Origin of the sequence: Endobacterium panacihumi, assembly GCF_050847465.1 — a bacterium.
Taxonomy (GTDB): Bacteria; Pseudomonadota; Alphaproteobacteria; order Rhizobiales; family Rhizobiaceae; genus Neorhizobium; species Neorhizobium panacihumi.
On record NZ_JBOZRA010000001.1, the window covers coordinates 2,044,644 to 2,059,039 of the forward strand.

15 protein-coding genes are annotated in these 14,396 nt (G+C 59.5%); 4 read left to right on the forward strand and 11 right to left on the reverse strand.

Going from position 1 to position 14,396, the window contains the following annotated elements; genetic code table 11:
* Nucleotides 1–7: 7 nt before the first annotated feature.
* From truA to def, 3 genes are all read right to left on the reverse strand, one after another.
* Nucleotides 8–763, reverse strand: a complete 756-nt coding sequence (gene truA / locus ACRQ1B_RS10175) for a tRNA pseudouridine(38-40) synthase TruA (RefSeq protein ID WP_432293451.1) — start codon at nt 761–763, stop codon at nt 8–10.
* Nucleotides 763–1,719, reverse strand: a complete 957-nt coding sequence (gene fmt / locus ACRQ1B_RS10180; protein WP_432293452.1) for a methionyl-tRNA formyltransferase — start codon at nt 1,717–1,719, stop codon at nt 763–765. Before fmt ends, truA begins: the two co-directional genes overlap by 1 nt.
* Nucleotides 1,720–1,788: 69 nt before the next feature.
* Nucleotides 1,789–2,304: a peptide deformylase gene (gene def / locus ACRQ1B_RS10185; protein ID WP_432293453.1), complete on the reverse strand. Its 516-nt coding sequence runs from the start codon at nt 2,302–2,304 to the stop codon at nt 1,789–1,791.
* Between the two features lie 162 nt (nt 2,305–2,466).
* On the opposite strand from def, the gene ACRQ1B_RS10190 reads away from it, so the two are divergent.
* From ACRQ1B_RS10190 to ACRQ1B_RS10205, 4 genes are all read left to right on the forward strand, one after another.
* On the forward strand, nt 2,467–3,687 hold the full coding sequence (locus ACRQ1B_RS10190; RefSeq protein ID WP_432293454.1) for a DNA recombination protein RmuC: 1,221 nt from the start codon (nt 2,467–2,469) through the stop codon (nt 3,685–3,687).
* 58 nt (nt 3,688–3,745) lie between these two features.
* The gene (locus ACRQ1B_RS10195) at nt 3,746–4,645 is read left to right on the forward strand and encodes a ribokinase (protein ID WP_432293455.1); all 900 of its coding nucleotides are present in this window, start codon (nt 3,746–3,748) and stop codon (nt 4,643–4,645) included.
* 128 nt (nt 4,646–4,773) lie between these two features.
* Entirely contained in the window at nt 4,774–5,199 is a 426-nt protein-coding gene (locus ACRQ1B_RS10200; RefSeq protein ID WP_432293456.1) for an Hsp20 family protein, read from the forward strand.
* A 44-nt stretch (nt 5,200–5,243) separates the two neighbouring features.
* Nucleotides 5,244–5,501, forward strand: a complete 258-nt coding sequence (locus ACRQ1B_RS10205) for a BQ00720 family protein (protein WP_112733747.1) — start codon at nt 5,244–5,246, stop codon at nt 5,499–5,501.
* A 71-nt stretch (nt 5,502–5,572) separates the two neighbouring features.
* Here the strand turns inward: ACRQ1B_RS10205 and trmB are convergent, their stop codons facing one another.
* From trmB to miaB, 8 genes are all read right to left on the reverse strand, one after another.
* Complete coding sequence (gene trmB / locus ACRQ1B_RS10210; RefSeq protein ID WP_432293457.1) at nt 5,573–6,274, reverse strand: tRNA (guanosine(46)-N7)-methyltransferase TrmB; 702 nt, start codon at nt 6,272–6,274, stop codon at nt 5,573–5,575.
* Between the two features lie 85 nt (nt 6,275–6,359).
* Complete coding sequence (metK, locus tag ACRQ1B_RS10215) at nt 6,360–7,604, reverse strand: methionine adenosyltransferase (RefSeq protein WP_432293458.1); 1,245 nt, start codon at nt 7,602–7,604, stop codon at nt 6,360–6,362.
* Nucleotides 7,605–7,814: 210 nt separating this feature from the next.
* Complete coding sequence (locus ACRQ1B_RS10220; RefSeq protein WP_432293459.1) at nt 7,815–8,234, reverse strand: helix-turn-helix domain-containing protein; 420 nt, start codon at nt 8,232–8,234, stop codon at nt 7,815–7,817.
* Between the two features lie 153 nt (nt 8,235–8,387).
* Entirely contained in the window at nt 8,388–9,989 is a 1,602-nt protein-coding gene (gene lnt, locus ACRQ1B_RS10225) for an apolipoprotein N-acyltransferase (protein WP_432293460.1), read from the reverse strand.
* Nucleotides 9,990–10,138: 149 nt separating this feature from the next.
* Nucleotides 10,139–11,335 (reverse strand): hemolysin family protein, encoded by a 1,197-nt coding sequence (locus ACRQ1B_RS10230; RefSeq protein WP_432293461.1) that lies wholly within the window; start codon nt 11,333–11,335, stop codon nt 10,139–10,141.
* Nucleotides 11,336–11,344: 9 nt separating this feature from the next.
* Nucleotides 11,345–11,854 carry an rRNA maturation RNase YbeY gene (gene ybeY, locus ACRQ1B_RS10235; RefSeq protein WP_432293462.1) on the reverse strand — a complete coding sequence of 170 codons (510 nt, stop codon included), beginning with the start codon at nt 11,852–11,854 and terminating at the stop codon, nt 11,345–11,347.
* Between the two features lie 18 nt (nt 11,855–11,872).
* Nucleotides 11,873–12,931: a PhoH family protein gene (locus ACRQ1B_RS10240; RefSeq protein WP_432293463.1), complete on the reverse strand. Its 1,059-nt coding sequence runs from the start codon at nt 12,929–12,931 to the stop codon at nt 11,873–11,875.
* A gap of 31 nt (nt 12,932–12,962) precedes the next feature.
* Entirely contained in the window at nt 12,963–14,366 is a 1,404-nt protein-coding gene (gene miaB, locus ACRQ1B_RS10245; RefSeq protein WP_432293464.1) for a tRNA (N6-isopentenyl adenosine(37)-C2)-methylthiotransferase MiaB, read from the reverse strand.
* Nucleotides 14,367–14,396 lie beyond the last annotated feature (30 nt).

A 14,396-nucleotide genomic window follows, 5' to 3' on the forward strand; every position in this document is an offset into this window, starting at 1 on the left:
CCCGGCATCACGGATCGCCGGGATATTCCACCTTCATGAAATAGAGCCCGTCCGGGGGTGCCACCGGACCGCATTCCTTGCGGTCTCTTGCTTCCAGTGCCCCGCGCACATCTTCCGGCGTCACCTTGCCCTCGCCCGCGATCTTCAGCGTGCCGGCAAAAGACCGGATCTGGTTGTGCAGAAAACTTTGGGCGCTGGCGCGGATTTCGATGAGATCGCCCACTCGCGTCACATCCAGCCGGTCGAGCGTGCGAACCGGATTTTTGGCCTGACAGTGCGTGGAGCGGAATGTCGTGAAATCGTGGTGGCCGACCAACATTTGCGCCGCAGCATGCATGGCCTCGTGGTCAAGCTCCCTTGCCACCCACCAGGCGCGGTTCTTTTCCAGCGCAAGTGGCGCCGGGCGATTGAGGATGCGGTAGAGATAATGCCGTTTGAGGGCGGAAAAGCGGGCATCGAACGTGTCGTCAACGGCCATGACCTCAACCACCGCCACGGCCTCTTCCGCCATCATCAGATGGGCGTTGACGGCGTTGCGCAGCTTGTGCGGCAACCATTCGCGCGACAGATCGGCATGGATCACCTGACCGCGCGCATGCACGCCGCTGTCGGTGCGGCCGGCGCCACGGATGGATACGGTTTCGCCGGTCAGCTTGAGAATGGCCTTTTCGATGGCCGACTGGACCGAATGGCCGTTTTCCTGACGCTGCCAGCCGACATAGGCGGTGCCGTCATATTCGACGGTCATGCGAAAGCGCGGCATCAGGCGACCTCGGAGGGCGCGGGCAAAATGGTGCCGGCGACGATCGGCGTGCCACGCAAAAAGTCTGCGGCCCCCAGCGGCTTGCCGCCGGCCTTCTGCAGGCGTGTCAGCCGCACGGCACCCTCGCCGCAGGCCACGAGCAACGCAGTATCGGCAAGAACTTCCCCGGCCTTGCCCTGACCTTTAGCACATTCGGAACCCAGAACCTTGATGCGTTCCGGCTTGCCGTTGATCTCCAGTTCGAACCACGCGCCGGGAAACGGCGACAGGCCGCGGATGTGGTTATGCACGTCACGGGCAGGTTTCGAAAAATCGATGCGCGTCTCGCCCTTGTCGATCTTGGCGGCGTAAAGCACGCCTTCTTCCGGCTGCACCGTCAGCGGCAGGTCGTCCGCCTCCAGCTTTTCCATGGCCTCAACCATGGCGCGGGCGCCGACCAGCATCAACCGGCCATGCAGCTCACCGGCCGTCATCGCCTCGCCGATCTCGACTTCCTTCGTCAGCGCCATCGGGCCGGTATCGAGACCCTTTTCCATTTTCATGACGACCATGCCGGTCTTTTCATCACCGGCCATGATAGCCCGCTGGATGGGGGCCGCACCGCGCCAACGCGGCAGAAGCGACGCGTGACCGTTATAGCAGCCGAGCTTTGTACCTTCGAGAATGGCGACCGGTAGCAGCAGGCCGTAGGCCACGACGACGGCGACATCGGCGTTGTGGGCCCGAAAAATCTCGCGGTCTTCCTCGGCCTTGAAATTGAGCGGCGTTAGAACCGGAAGGCCAAGCAGTTCAGCAGCCTGATGCACAGGGGATTTTGTCAGATCGAGCCCACGCCGTCCCGCCGGGCGCGGCGGCTGGCTGTAGACGGCGACGATCTCATGACCCGCTTCCTTCAACGCTCGCAGTGTCGGCACGGAAAAATCCGGCGTGCCCATGAAGATGATGCGAAAAGACATGGTCGAACCCGTCGTTGTTCATGGGCTTTGGGCCATCGAGGTCGATAAACTTCGATGGCAACGCGATCCTCAGACCGCCTTTGCCTTGGCGGCCTTGGTGAATTTCTTGATCACCATCTCACGCTTGAGGCGGGAAATATGGTCGATGAAGAGAATGCCGTTGAGGTGATCCAGTTCGTGCTGGAAGCAGGTCGCCAGCAGACCGTCGGCCTCCAGCATGTGCTCCTTGCCGTCACGGCCGATATGTTTCACCGTCACCGTCGCCGGGCGCTCGACCTCGGCATAATATTCCGGGATCGACAGGCAGCCCTCTTCGTAGACCGAGCGCTCATCCGATGATTTCAGGATTTCCGGATTGATGAACACCATCGGCTGCGCCGGATCACCTTCCTTGGCGACATCGATGACCAGCAGACGGCGCGGCACACCGATCTGGATCGCGGCAAGGCCGATGCCGGGAGCATCATACATGGTTTCCAGCATGTCGTCGGCGAGTTTCAACACCTCGTCGTCGACACGTTCGATGGGGGCGGATACGGTACGAAGCACCGGATCGGGAAGGATAATAAGCGGCTTGATCGTCATGGCCTCCCATTATCTCATCTTTTCGGCAGGGAAAACAAAAATTGAAGCCTTGGCTTCCCCGACGCGTGAAAGCGGATGAATGGTACCCCGTTTCGGCAGCCCATCGCAATTTGTTCCTGTTTTGATCTTTTCGCCAAAAATAAATCTGCTAGGCTTGGCACCATGGAAACCCAACACTCCCTTCTGGCCGCGCTGACCGGCAACCCGATGTTTGCTGCAGCTTTTGGCATTACCGTGCTTCTGTTTGTGCTCGCCCTCGTGATGGTGGCGTCTGGCAGGCGCTCGGCCGCCTCTGCGCAGGAAGAAGCGGCGCGTCGCGCCGTGGAAGCGGATGCACGGCTTGCCGAAGTGCTGAGGCTGCAATCCGAAATGCAGGGACGCATGGCGGCGATGGGCGAGGCGCTGAGCAGCCGCCAGTCGGAACTCAACCGTGCCGTCAGCCAACGCCTCGACGGCATGAGCCATCGGCTCGGCGCAACCATCACGGAACAGACCAAATCCACCCACGACAATTTGCGCGCGCTGCAGGAACGGCTTGCCGTCATCGATGCGGCGCAGAACAATATCCAGACGTTGGCGAAAGATGTCGTCGGCCTGCAGGCAATCTTGTCCAATAAGCAGACACGCGGCGCGTTCGGACAGGGCCGTATGGAGGCAATCGTTGCCGATGCATTGCCGCAGGGTGCCTATGGTTTCCAGACAATGCTCTCCAATGGCACGCGGCCGGACTGCACGATTGCGATGCCCAACGGCGCACCACCGCTGGTGATCGACGCAAAGTTTCCGCTGGAAGCATGGAACGTGTTTCGCGAAGCAACCGATGCCGACCTGCGCCGCAATGCCGGCCAGCAGTTTCGCCGCGACCTTGAAGTCCACATCAAGGACATTTCGGAAAAATATCTGATCCATGGCGAAACGCAGGAGACCGCTTTCCTGTTCGTGCCTTCGGAATCGATATTTGCCGAGATACACGAACACTTCGAAGGCGTGGTGCAAAAGGCCCAGCGTGCGCGAATCGTCATCGTCTCCCCTTCCCTGCTGATGCTCTCCATCCAGGTCATCCAGGCCGTACTGAAGGACCAGCGGATGCGTGAACAGGCGCATCTGATCCAGGGCGAAGTGGCACTGCTGATGGACGACCTCGGTCGGCTAGACGACCGCACGCGAAAACTGCAAAGCCATTTTCTGGCGGCGCAGAAAGATGTCGAACAGATTCTCACCTCGTCCGACAAGCTCAACCGTCGTGGGGCCAAGATCGGCGCGCTGGAACTCGAGGCTCCCGCGCCGCACAACACGGCCGTGGCAGACCATAAAGCGCAGCCATCACATGGCGTCGAAAGCCGTACGGGCCTTCTGAAGCTGCGGGTGGTTGACGAGGACTGACACTGTCGGGCAGTGTCGCCCGCAAAATATCGGCTTCGAACGCACGCACAGGCTTTTCATGATCACTGTCCTCGGCTCCATCAACATGGACCTCATCGCCACCACGCCCCGGCTGCCGCAGCCCGGCGAAACAGTGGCCGGAACCAGCTTTTCCACGGCGGCCGGTGGCAAGGGCGCCAATCAGGCACTGGCAGCGCGGCGCGCCGGCAGCGGTGTGCGCATGGCGGGTGCTGTTGGTGAAGACGAGTTTGCCAAGCCGGCACTGGAGCTTCTTGATCAGGCCGGCGTCGATCTTTCCGCCGTTGCGCGCAGCAGCGAACCGACCGGTACGGCGCAAATCCTTGTTGGTGGCGATGGCGAGAACATGATCGTCGTCGTGCCCGGAGCCAATGGCACGATCGATGAAGACCAGGCGCATATTGCCGTCGGCACGATGCGGGCCGGCAGCCTGCTGATGCTGCAACTTGAAATTCCGGCTGACAGCGTCGAGCGCGCGCTGCGCTCCGCACGTGCCCAGCATATCGTCAGCATTCTCAACACGGCACCATTGACGCCGGAAGCAGCTGAACTTGCGAAACTCGCCGATGTGGTGATCGCCAACGAGACCGAGTTTTCGCTTCTGGTTGGCAGGCAGATTGCTCAAGCTGATGATCGCGAAGCGGCCATGCGGGAATGGCATTCCGAACGCGGTCAAGCACTGATTGTAACGCTTGGCGCCGACGGCGTGATCGCAGTCCGCAACGGTGTCGTACACAGGGTCAAGGGGCTCGACATCACCCCTGTCGACACGGTCGGAGCCGGTGACACATTCTGCGGCTATCTCGTATCGGGCATGGAACAGGGGCTCGATTTCCCCGATGCGTTGCGCCGCGCAGCAATCGCAGGATCGCTTGCCTGCCTGAAAGCCGGTGCGCAACCTTCGATCCCTACGGCAGAAGAGGTCGCCGCGCATCTTTGAGCGTTTCCCTTGGCTGCAGGCGTTTTCTGCGCTTGCAGCCGGACGGCTTATTTCCCATATGAATGTCTTAAACCGCATGCCACTTTCGGGTGCGGACATGGTCGCTTGAATTCAAGGACTGGAACGACATGAGCCGAAGCACCACCTTCGCAAGCCCTCTCTTTCTGGGTTTTGATGCGATGGAAAAGACCCTCGAGCGCCTTGCAAAGGCGAATGACGGCTATCCGCCCTACAATATCGAGCGAATTGCTGCCGATGCCAGCGGCGTCGAAAAGCTGCGTATCACCATCGCTGTCGCTGGCTTTTCCGAAGAGGAACTCGACGTCACTGTCGAGGAAAATCAACTTGTCATTCGCGGCCGCCAGATCGACGTGCCGGAGCGCGATTACCTCTATCGTGGCATTGCCGCACGCCAGTTCCAGCGGGTCTTTGTGCTGGCCGACGGCATGCAGGTGGGAGGTGCGGGATTGCGCAACGGACTTCTTTCCGTCGATCTCATTCGCCCGGAACCGGAGCGCATGGTGCGAAAAATTAATATTTCCGTCTCAGAGTAGGTCAACGGCGACGATGCCGGAATGCCCTCAAGACGGAGGCTGGAATGCTGCTTAAAGAAGCGACTGCGCGCCTGACGCAGAATGAACTTGTGGACCTCGGCGCCGGTGAAGTCGGCTATATCCGCAGGATGCGCTCAGAAGAAGTGTCGCGCTGTTTTCCGGAAGCTCCCGATATCGATCCGGCGCTTGACCTCTGGGCACTGTTCGGCGCCGATGGCACGCCGATCCTTTTGAGCGACAACCGTTCCAGCACCTTTTTCAAGGCAGCGGAAGACGAGTTGCGCACCGTCAGCCTTCACTGAATTCATTAAAAAATGGCGCGGCGGCCTTTCGGCAACCGCGCCATCATTGTCTCTGCAAACCCGCCTGACCGTCAGACGCGTTTGAAGGTGAGATAGGCTGACGAGCGGCCTTCGCGCTTGGCCTTGGCCTCGTAGCGCGTGCCCGGCCAGCCGGCGAAGGGCGTCAGCCAATCCGCTGGTTCTTCCGCCGTCCAGGCAAAACCACCGTGATCGTGGCAATGCGTCAGCGTCCAGTTCACATAGGTATCGATATCCGAGGCGAAGCAGAACACTCCGCCCGGCTTCAGCACGCGGTGAAAGCGCGTGAGATTGACCTGTGACACGAAGCGCCGCTTCCAGTGCTTCTTCTTCGGCCACGGGTCGGGGTAAAGCAGATCTATGCGATCGACACAGGCTTCCGGCATCCAGTCAAGGAGCTGGGTCGCATCATCTGCGTAAACGCGAACATTCTTCAGATCCAGTTCGCCGACGCGGCCCAGCAGCTTCGCCATGGAATTGACGAAAGGCTCGACGCCGATAAAGCCGGTGGTCGGCTCTTCCTGTGCGCGATGCACCAGATGTTCGCCACCACCAAAGCCGATCTCCAGCCGGATGCGCTCGGGGGTGAACGGAAACAGTTCACCAAGATCTTTCGGTGCTTCCACATTCAGATCAACAGACAGCGCCGGCAGGACCGTGTCCATCGTTTCCGCCTGGCGTTCGCGCAGGGGCTTGCCCTTGCGTCTGCCGAAGAAGGCTTCGGTCGCGCGGGTTGGATGCGATTGTTCGGTCATGGTCGGTCTTTCGAAATCAAAAAGCGGATATCTCCACAAAGAGACACCCGCTTTACAGTTTTTTGAGATGGTCCGTAAAGGCCGATCAGGCGGCCTTCAGGGCTTCCTTGAGCGGCTTGACGAGATCGGTCTTCTCCCAGGAGAAGGAACCGTCACGACCGTTCTTGCGGCCAAAGTGACCGTAGGATGCGGTCTTGGCATAGATCGGCTTGTTGAGATCGAGGTGACGGCGGATGCCGCCCGGCGACAGGTCCATGGTCTTGCGGATAGCGGCCTCGACCTGATCCTCGCTCACGCCATTGCCGGTGCCGTGCAGATCGACATAGATCGACAGCGGCTGCGCAATGCCGATGGCGTAGGACAACTGGATCGTGCAGCGTTCGGCAAGGCCGGCAGCCACAACGTTCTTGGCAAGGTAACGGGCGGCGTAAGCAGCCGAACGGTCGACCTTGGTCGTGTCCTTGCCGGAGAATGCGCCGCCGCCATGCGGGGCCGCGCCGCCATAGGTGTCGACGATGATCTTGCGGCCGGTGAGGCCCGCGTCACCATCCGGGCCGCCGATGACGAACTTGCCGGTCGGGTTGATGTACCACTTGCAATCGGCGTCGATCGGCAGATCGCCGATCGCTTCGCGGATGTAGGGCTCAACGACCTGGCGAACCTTCTTCGAATCCCAGCTGGCATCGAGATGCTGCGTGGACAGAACGATGGAGGCAACGCCTGCCGGCTTGCCGTTTTCGTAACGTACCGTGACCTGGCTCTTGGCATCAGGACCGAGCTTGCCGGCATCGCCCTCGCCCTTCTTGCGGGCGGCAGCGAGCAGCGCCAGGATCTTGTGCGAGTAATAGATCGGGGCCGGCATCAGGTCCGGCGTTTCCTTGCAGGCATAACCAAACATGATGCCCTGGTCACCGGCACCTTCATCGCCCTGCTGGTCGGCAGCGTTATCGACGCCCTGCGCGATATCGGCCGACTGCGAATGCAGCAGTACGTCGATCTTGGCCGTCTTCCAGTGGAAACCATCCTGCTCGTAGCCGATATCGCGGATCGCCTTGCGTGCGGCAGACTTGAACTTCGACGGATTGATGACGTCCTTGCCGTCCTTGTCCTTCTTCATCAGACTCGGTGGCAGGCGCACCTCACCGGCGATGACAACGCGATTTGTGGTGGCCAGCGTTTCGCAGGCAATGCGCACCGTCCAGGGATTGACGCCTGTCTTCACGGCTTCGCGGTAGACCAGATCGACGATCTCGTCGGAAATACGGTCGCAAACCTTGTCAGGATGACCTTCAGCAACGGATTCGCTGGTGAAGAGGTAGTTGGCACGCATGGTGGGATTCCCCTCAAGAAACAACTCGGCGCATGTTTAGTGACTTCGCTCTTTGAAGACAAGCACACAACGACATAAATATATCTTTATGCGATGATTTCGTGATGCTGCGACGGGAATGCGACACCGGATCGCCGAGAGGATGGCCAGCAAGAACAAAAAAAGCGGCCATGAGGCCGCTTTCGAACACGCAGTCTTGGGAGGAAAGCGTTATTCGGTATCTGCCTCGGCAGCGAGGGTCTTGACGAGATCAACCAGGCGGCGACGAACCTTGGGATCAGAGATCTTCACGAACGCGCGGTTGAGTTGCAGGCCTTCCGATGACGACAGGAAGTCGACAACGTAGTTCGAGCTGGAGGCTTCGGCCATACCGGCCTGTCCATTGGTCTGATCGCCCGGAGCATCTTCAAAGAAGAAAGACACAGGTACGTTCAGTATGCTCGAAATATTCTGAAGACGGCTGGCACCAACGCGATTGGTACCCTTCTCGTATTTCTGGATCTGCTGGAAAGTAATGCCGAGGCTTTCACCCAGCTTTTCCTGGCTCATACCCAGCATTGTGCGGCGAAGACGAATACGGCTGCCGACATGAATGTCGATCGGATTCGGCTTCTTCTTGTTTTCAATCATCTCACAGTCCTACTTAAGTTGCTATCAAATCCCCATGACCCGTATCACGTGTGTAAATACACTCATTGCTAATTTAGCTGCACGCAACATAAACGAGAAAGCATATGGCAACACGATAGGCTGCTCACACTATGCAATTTTGGGGGTTTTTGGTCAATTGACGCGAGATTTAAAACCTTGACGGGAAATCGCTGCAATCAGAAACATTGCAGCAGCAATCAACCATAGGTGAGTTTCACGACTGAAATTGTTCCAATGAGAGACAGCTCCACCACCAACAGTAGAATCGATCACGCTCTTGTGATTAAGATCTAAACCTGTGGATACGCGTCCGAAGGGGTCTACCACCGCCGATATGCCGTTGTTGGCATCTCGAATCAGAGGCAGACCCGTTTCGATTGCACGCACGCGCGCCTGTTGAAAATGCTGGTAAGGACCCGGCGTGATGCCGAACCAGGCGTCGTTGGTTATATTGAGGATAACACTCGCCTTTTCCGCCTCGGCAGAGATTTCATCGGGGAAGATCGCCTCGTAGCAGATCAATGGATAGAAGCTGGTGCCGGAGGGAAGCGTAATCAAAGAGCGCCGACTGCCCGCCGTATAACCGCCCGGCATATCGACCACATTCCCGATGCCGATAGAGTTAAAAAAGTCTTCATAGGGCAGGTACTCGCCGAAAGGTGTCAGATGCACCTTGTCGCTGGCACCGATAATTTGGCCCTGGCTGTCAATCGCATAGACCGAATTGTAATAACGCGGCGGGCGCCCCGGCCCCGCATCTTCGGCGCGGACGGCACCGGCGATGAGTACCTGACCATCTTCAAGCACATCGGCGATACGCACCAAGGCGTCCTGGTTTTGCGTCAAAATGAAGGGCAAGGATGTTTCCGGCCAGACAATGACATCCGGTCGCTTGCCCCCCTCAGGCGGGGGAGCAGAACTGAGGGCCAGATGCTCCTCGAAGATCGCCACACGGTCGCTATTGTCCATTTTTCGAGCCTGATCGATGACAGGCTGGACAAGGCGTACGGACACATCCTGCTGCGGGCGAGCTGCCATCATCGCATCCGCGCCATTCAGCCGCCATGCACCGTAACCGAGATGCGCGGCAAACAGCACCACGGCGATGGAAAGACCAGTGGCCATGCCCTTGCGGGTGCCGATCAGCGCCGGAGCCGCGAAGATGAAGACGGCGAGCATGGAAAGGCCGAAAATGCCGACAATCCCGGCCGATTGCATCATCAGCGGGATGGGCATGATGCCATAGGCAATCGTGTTCCACGGAAAGCCGGTGAGCACAAAACTGCGCAGCCACTCACCGATACCGAAGCCGAGCGCGAGCGCCGCCAGACGGCCAAAACCATCCGACCAGAGAATGCCGGCAATCGCAGCGGCCAATCCGTAGAAGAGCGCCAGATAGGCGGGCAGGCCAAAAATGGCGAGCGGCAGCGCCCAGGCAAACTCGTCGGAATCGACCAGAAGCGCATTTCCCAGCCACCAGAGGCCCGCCACGAAATAGCCGAATCCGAACAGCCAGCCGAGAATGAAGGTGGAGCGAAACCGCCTGAAGAAACCGCCTTCCGAACCGGCCGTCGATCCATCCATCAGCCAGACAAGCAATGTGAAAGAGATGAAGAAGGCAGCAAAAAAGCCCACCGGGGGCAGTGCCAGGGCACCGATTGCACCCGCAGCGATTGCCAGAAGCGCCCTCTTCCAGCCCCATAGAAGCATGACCTTGCCTGCCAGCCGCTCCATTCACACCCTCATATCGCCCGAATCAAACCCGCGGCAGTGTTCCAAAAAAACCGCCTCTTGTCGTGCAGCTTGTCCGTGCAGTTTGATCGGGCCTTAAACGCAAAACGGCACGCCATCGCGTGCCGTCTGGGCTTTTAGGGTCTGGCGCATCAGGTGCGTGGCTGCTCCACCCGCAGCGGCTGCGGCGGGACGACACCGTTGATCGGCGTCACGTCGGCTTCACCAGAAACATCGACTTCCGGCGAATGCTCAAGATCGCTCTTGAGGCGACGACGGGCAGCGGTGCGCTTGCGCAGGATGCGGACGCGCTTGATGCGGCGCGGGTCTGCTTCGAGGATCTGGAACTCGAAACCCGGAACTGCCTGCACGACTTCGCCCCGCACCGGGATACGACCAAGCGCCGAAAAGATCAGGCCGCCAAGCGTATCGACGTCTTCGAGCTGCACGCGCACGTCGAAATCCGAACCGATCGCCTCTGCGATCTCCTCCAGCTCGACGCGGGCATCGGCAACGAACACATCTTCGCTGACCTGCGAGAACATCACTTCGTCATCGTCATGTTCGTCCTCGACATCGCCGATCACCATCTCGACGATATCCTCATGGCTGACGAGACCGTCGGTGCCGCCATATTCATCGATGACCAGCGCCATCTGCGTGCGTGCGGCCTGCATGCTGCTCAGAAGCTCGGAGGCAAGCATGGACGGCGGCACAAACAGGATTTTGCGGACGAGGCCAGCCTCTGCGACGGTCTTTGTGAGGTCGACGCGACCAAGATCAAAAGCTGCCTTGGCGATCCGCGCGGGTTTCTCAGCCGTTGCTGCTGTGCCTTCGGCAGCGACATCCACCTGCACGGTGCGTGGCGTGGCGCCACGCCGTTTGTTGCGAGCCTGCTTGGCCAAGTAGGACAAGAGATCGCGGATATGCACCATGCCGCGCGGATCATCCAGCGTATCGGCATAGACCGGCATGCGCGAACGGCCGGTTTCCTCGAAATGGATCAGAAGGTCGCCGAGCGTCATCGTCATGTCGACGGCTTCGATATCGGCGCGGGGGATCATCACATCTTCGACGCGGACTTCGCGGAAGCGCAGGATGTTGTGCAGCATCGCCCGCTCTTCGGGCGAAAACGCATTGCTGACGGCCGCATCGGTCATCAGCGCGTCGGCCAGATCCTCACGCAGTCTTTCGCCCTGCGAGGGTCTCAGCAGCCGGACGGCGCGTGTCCAGAAGGACGACTGGGTCCGGTTGTTATTTTCGTGACGTAACGGACTTCCGCCCTCTTCTGAGGAGGACGATTCCGCATTGCCGTCACGGGCGGCAGCATTGCTCGAATGATCGTTCATTGTTCCAGACTATACTATCGGGTCCTGTCCCGCATAGGGGTCAGATAGGCCAAGTGTGGCCAAAATGCGAGTCTCGAGCCCTTCCATCTCTTCCGCCTCATCCTTTTCGATGTGGTCGTAACCGAAGAGATGCAGAAACCCGTGCACCATCAGATGCGTGAGATGATCGTCGAAATCCTTGTCGAGATCAACCGCCTCGCGTGCAACAGTTTCGCGTGCAATCACGATATCACCCAGCATGGGACCCGGTTTGCCACCCGGTTCCAGCGGGAAGGCAGGGAAGGACAAGACATTGGTCGGCTTATCCTTTTGCCGCCACTCGGCGTTGATCTGCCGGATGGATTCGTCATCCGTGAAGACCAGAGAAATTTCCACGGGCAACGGCGGAAAAGGCTGTTTTTCTTCTTCCGAGAGGAAGGTTGCGGCCGCCTGGAGCACCTTTTCGCTGAGTGCGAACAGGGTTTCCTCGTCCGGCCAGCCGCCTTCTTCCACGCTGATCTGAATATCGAGTTCGGGCATCAAAAAATTCTCGGCCACTTAACCGCGGTCGAGATCCTCGCTTTCCTCGTGGACGGCATATTGCGCGTCATAGGCACGCACGATGCGGCCGACCAGCGGGTGACGCACGACATCCGTATCCTGGAAACGGACGACGGCGAGGCCTTCAACACCTTTGAGGATATGCAGCGCCTCGACCAGACCGGATTTCACGCCGCGCGGCAGGTCGACCTGGCTCGGGTCACCGGTGATGATCATGCGGCCGTTTTCACCCAGACGCGTCAAAAACATCTTCATCTGCATCGATGTCGTGTTCTGCGCTTCGTCGAGGATGATCGCGGCGTTGGACAGCGTGCGTCCACGCATAAAGGCGAGTGGCGCGATTTCGATAACGCCAGCGGTGATCGCACGATCGACCTTGTCGGCCGGGATCATGTCGTAAAGCGCGTCATAAAGTGGGCGCAAGTACGGATCGACCTTTTCCTTCATGTCTCCGGGCAGGAAGCCAAGACGCTCGCCGGCTTCGACGGCGGGGCGGGTCAGGATGATCTTGTCGACGGCACCACGCTCCAGAAGCTGGGCTGCGTGGGCGCAGGCGAGATAGGTTTTACCCGTGCCGGCCGGACCGACGCCGAACACCAGCTCGGTGCGTTCCAGAGCGCGCATATAGGCGTCCTGCGTCGGCGTGCGGGCCTGAATGGTCTTCTTCTTGGTGGAAATCTGGCTCATCGACAGCCGGGCTTTCTTTTCCAGCGTCGGCAGTTGCAGCTGATCATCCGCCGCCTGCGCCATGCGGATGGCACCTTCGACGTCGGAAATTTCGACCGAGCCACCCTTTTGCAGACGCTCATAGAGGACATCCAGCGTGCGTCGGGCCTGATTGGTGGCCGTCACCTCGCCCGAAATCGTCACGGAATTGCCGCGGGCGCGGGCATCCACGTTGAGGCGCTGTTCCAAAAGCTTGAGGTTCTGGTCGAACTGTCCAAACAGTTCGCTGGCGAGCCTGTTGTTTTCGAACGTCAGGATGAAGTGATTTGCGTCGGTCGCGGCTGGGCGTGGCTGGCGCGCTGATGAAGAAACCAATTCACGTTCGACCAATAGGCAGGCTCCTGTTGCTGTTGGTGCCTATTTAAGCCCCTGCCCGCTCGGCAAACAAGCTGTTCGGCCCCGTTCCTGTGATTCGTACCTGAATAATGTCACCGATTTGCGATTCTTTTGCATCAACATTCACAGACTGCAGCCAGGGCGACCGACCGATCAGCTGACCCGGCATCCGGCCGGGCTTTTCCAAGAGAAGATCGATGGTCTTGCCGACGCAGCCTTCGGCGAATTCCTGCTGCTGGCGCAGCAGCAAAGCCTGCAGCCGTTCCAGCCTTTCGGTCTTCACCGCTTCATCCACCTGAGAACCGAGTTCGGCGCCGGGTGTTCCCGGACGGGTGGAATATTTGAACGAATAGGCCGAGGCATATTTCACTTCCTCGACGATTTTCAGCGTGTCTTCAAAGTCCTGATCGGTCTCGCCCGGGAAACCGACGATGAAATCGCCCGACATGGCGATATCGGCGCGGGCAGAGCGGATACGCTCGATAAGCCGCAGATATTCGGCGCCGGTGTGGCGGCGATTCATGGCTTTCAGAATACGGTCGGACCCGGCCTGAACCGGGAGGTGCAGATAAGGCATCAGCGCACGCAGATCGCGATGCGCCTCGATCAGACAGTCATCCATGTCGCGCGGATGGCTGGTCGTATAACGCAGGCGTGCAAGACCGGGAATTTCAGCCAGACGATAGAGCAGTTCGCCAAGCCCCCATTCGCCGCCCTTCGGGCTTTCGCCGCGCCAGGCATTGACGTTCTGGCCGAGCAGGGTGATTTCACGCACGCCACTATCGACCAGACGCATGGCCTCGTCGATGATCTGCGAGACCGAACGGGAAATTTCAGAGCCACGTGTGTAAGGCACGACGCAGAAGGTGCAGAACTTGTCGCAGCCTTCCTGCACCGTCAGGAACGAGGTGACGCCGCGCGAGCGGGCCTTGGCTTTATCCACCTTCGGCAGATGTTCGAACTTGTCCTCGACGGCATAATCCGTCTCGACCACGCGCTCACCCTGCCGGGCGCGGGCGAGCGCCTGTGGCAGGCGGTGATAGGTCTGCGGCCCGACGACGACATCCACCGCCGGCGCGCGGCGCAAGATTTCCTCGCCCTCGGCCTGAGCAACGCAGCCGGTGACGCCAATCATCAGTTCGCGGCCATGTTCGGCGCGGGTGCGCTTCATGTCGCGCAGACGGCCGAGCGCCGAATAGACCTTGTCGGCCGCCTTTTCGCGGATGTGACAGGTGTTCAGGAGGATCAGGTCTGCCTCGCCCATTTCTTCGGTCGCAACATAACCTTCGCTCGCCAGCGCATCGCTCATGCGATTGCTGTCGTAAACGTTCATCTGACAGCCGTAGGTCTTGATGAAAACCTTGCGGGTGTTGCTGGCGACTCCAGCCTTTTCGGCCGTGTCCGGGGAAATGACGGTGATCTGGTTCATGGCCGCTCTTTACCGCAAGAATGGCCGGAT

Excerpts from the sequence above, each read along its gene's own strand:
- fmt (WP_432293452.1), bottom strand. The coding sequence starts at position 1,719 with ATGTCTTTTCGCATCATCTTCATGGGCACGCCGGATTTTTCCGTGCCG.
- lnt (WP_432293460.1), bottom strand. The coding sequence starts at position 9,989 with ATGGAGCGGCTGGCAGGCAAGGTCATGCTTCTATGGGGCTGGAAGAGG.
- miaB (WP_432293464.1), bottom strand. The coding sequence starts at position 14,366 with ATGAACCAGATCACCGTCATTTCCCCGGACACGGCCGAAAAGGCTGGA.
- ACRQ1B_RS10220 (WP_432293459.1), bottom strand. The coding sequence starts at position 8,234 with ATGATTGAAAACAAGAAGAAGCCGAATCCGATCGACATTCATGTCGGC.
- def (WP_432293453.1), bottom strand. The coding sequence starts at position 2,304 with ATGACGATCAAGCCGCTTATTATCCTTCCCGATCCGGTGCTTCGTACC.
- ACRQ1B_RS10190 (WP_432293454.1), top strand. The coding sequence starts at position 2,467 with ATGGAAACCCAACACTCCCTTCTGGCCGCGCTGACCGGCAACCCGATG.
- ybeY (WP_432293462.1), bottom strand. The coding sequence starts at position 11,854 with ATGCCCGAACTCGATATTCAGATCAGCGTGGAAGAAGGCGGCTGGCCG.
- truA (WP_432293451.1), bottom strand. The coding sequence starts at position 763 with ATGCCGCGCTTTCGCATGACCGTCGAATATGACGGCACCGCCTATGTC.
- trmB (WP_432293457.1), bottom strand. The coding sequence starts at position 6,274 with ATGACCGAACAATCGCATCCAACCCGCGCGACCGAAGCCTTCTTCGGC.
- ACRQ1B_RS10195 (WP_432293455.1), top strand. The coding sequence starts at position 3,746 with ATGATCACTGTCCTCGGCTCCATCAACATGGACCTCATCGCCACCACG.
- ACRQ1B_RS10230 (WP_432293461.1), bottom strand. The coding sequence starts at position 11,335 with ATGAACGATCATTCGAGCAATGCTGCCGCCCGTGACGGCAATGCGGAA.
- metK (WP_432293458.1), bottom strand. The coding sequence starts at position 7,604 with ATGCGTGCCAACTACCTCTTCACCAGCGAATCCGTTGCTGAAGGTCAT.
- ACRQ1B_RS10200 (WP_432293456.1), top strand. The coding sequence starts at position 4,774 with ATGAGCCGAAGCACCACCTTCGCAAGCCCTCTCTTTCTGGGTTTTGAT.
- ACRQ1B_RS10205 (WP_112733747.1), top strand. The coding sequence starts at position 5,244 with ATGCTGCTTAAAGAAGCGACTGCGCGCCTGACGCAGAATGAACTTGTG.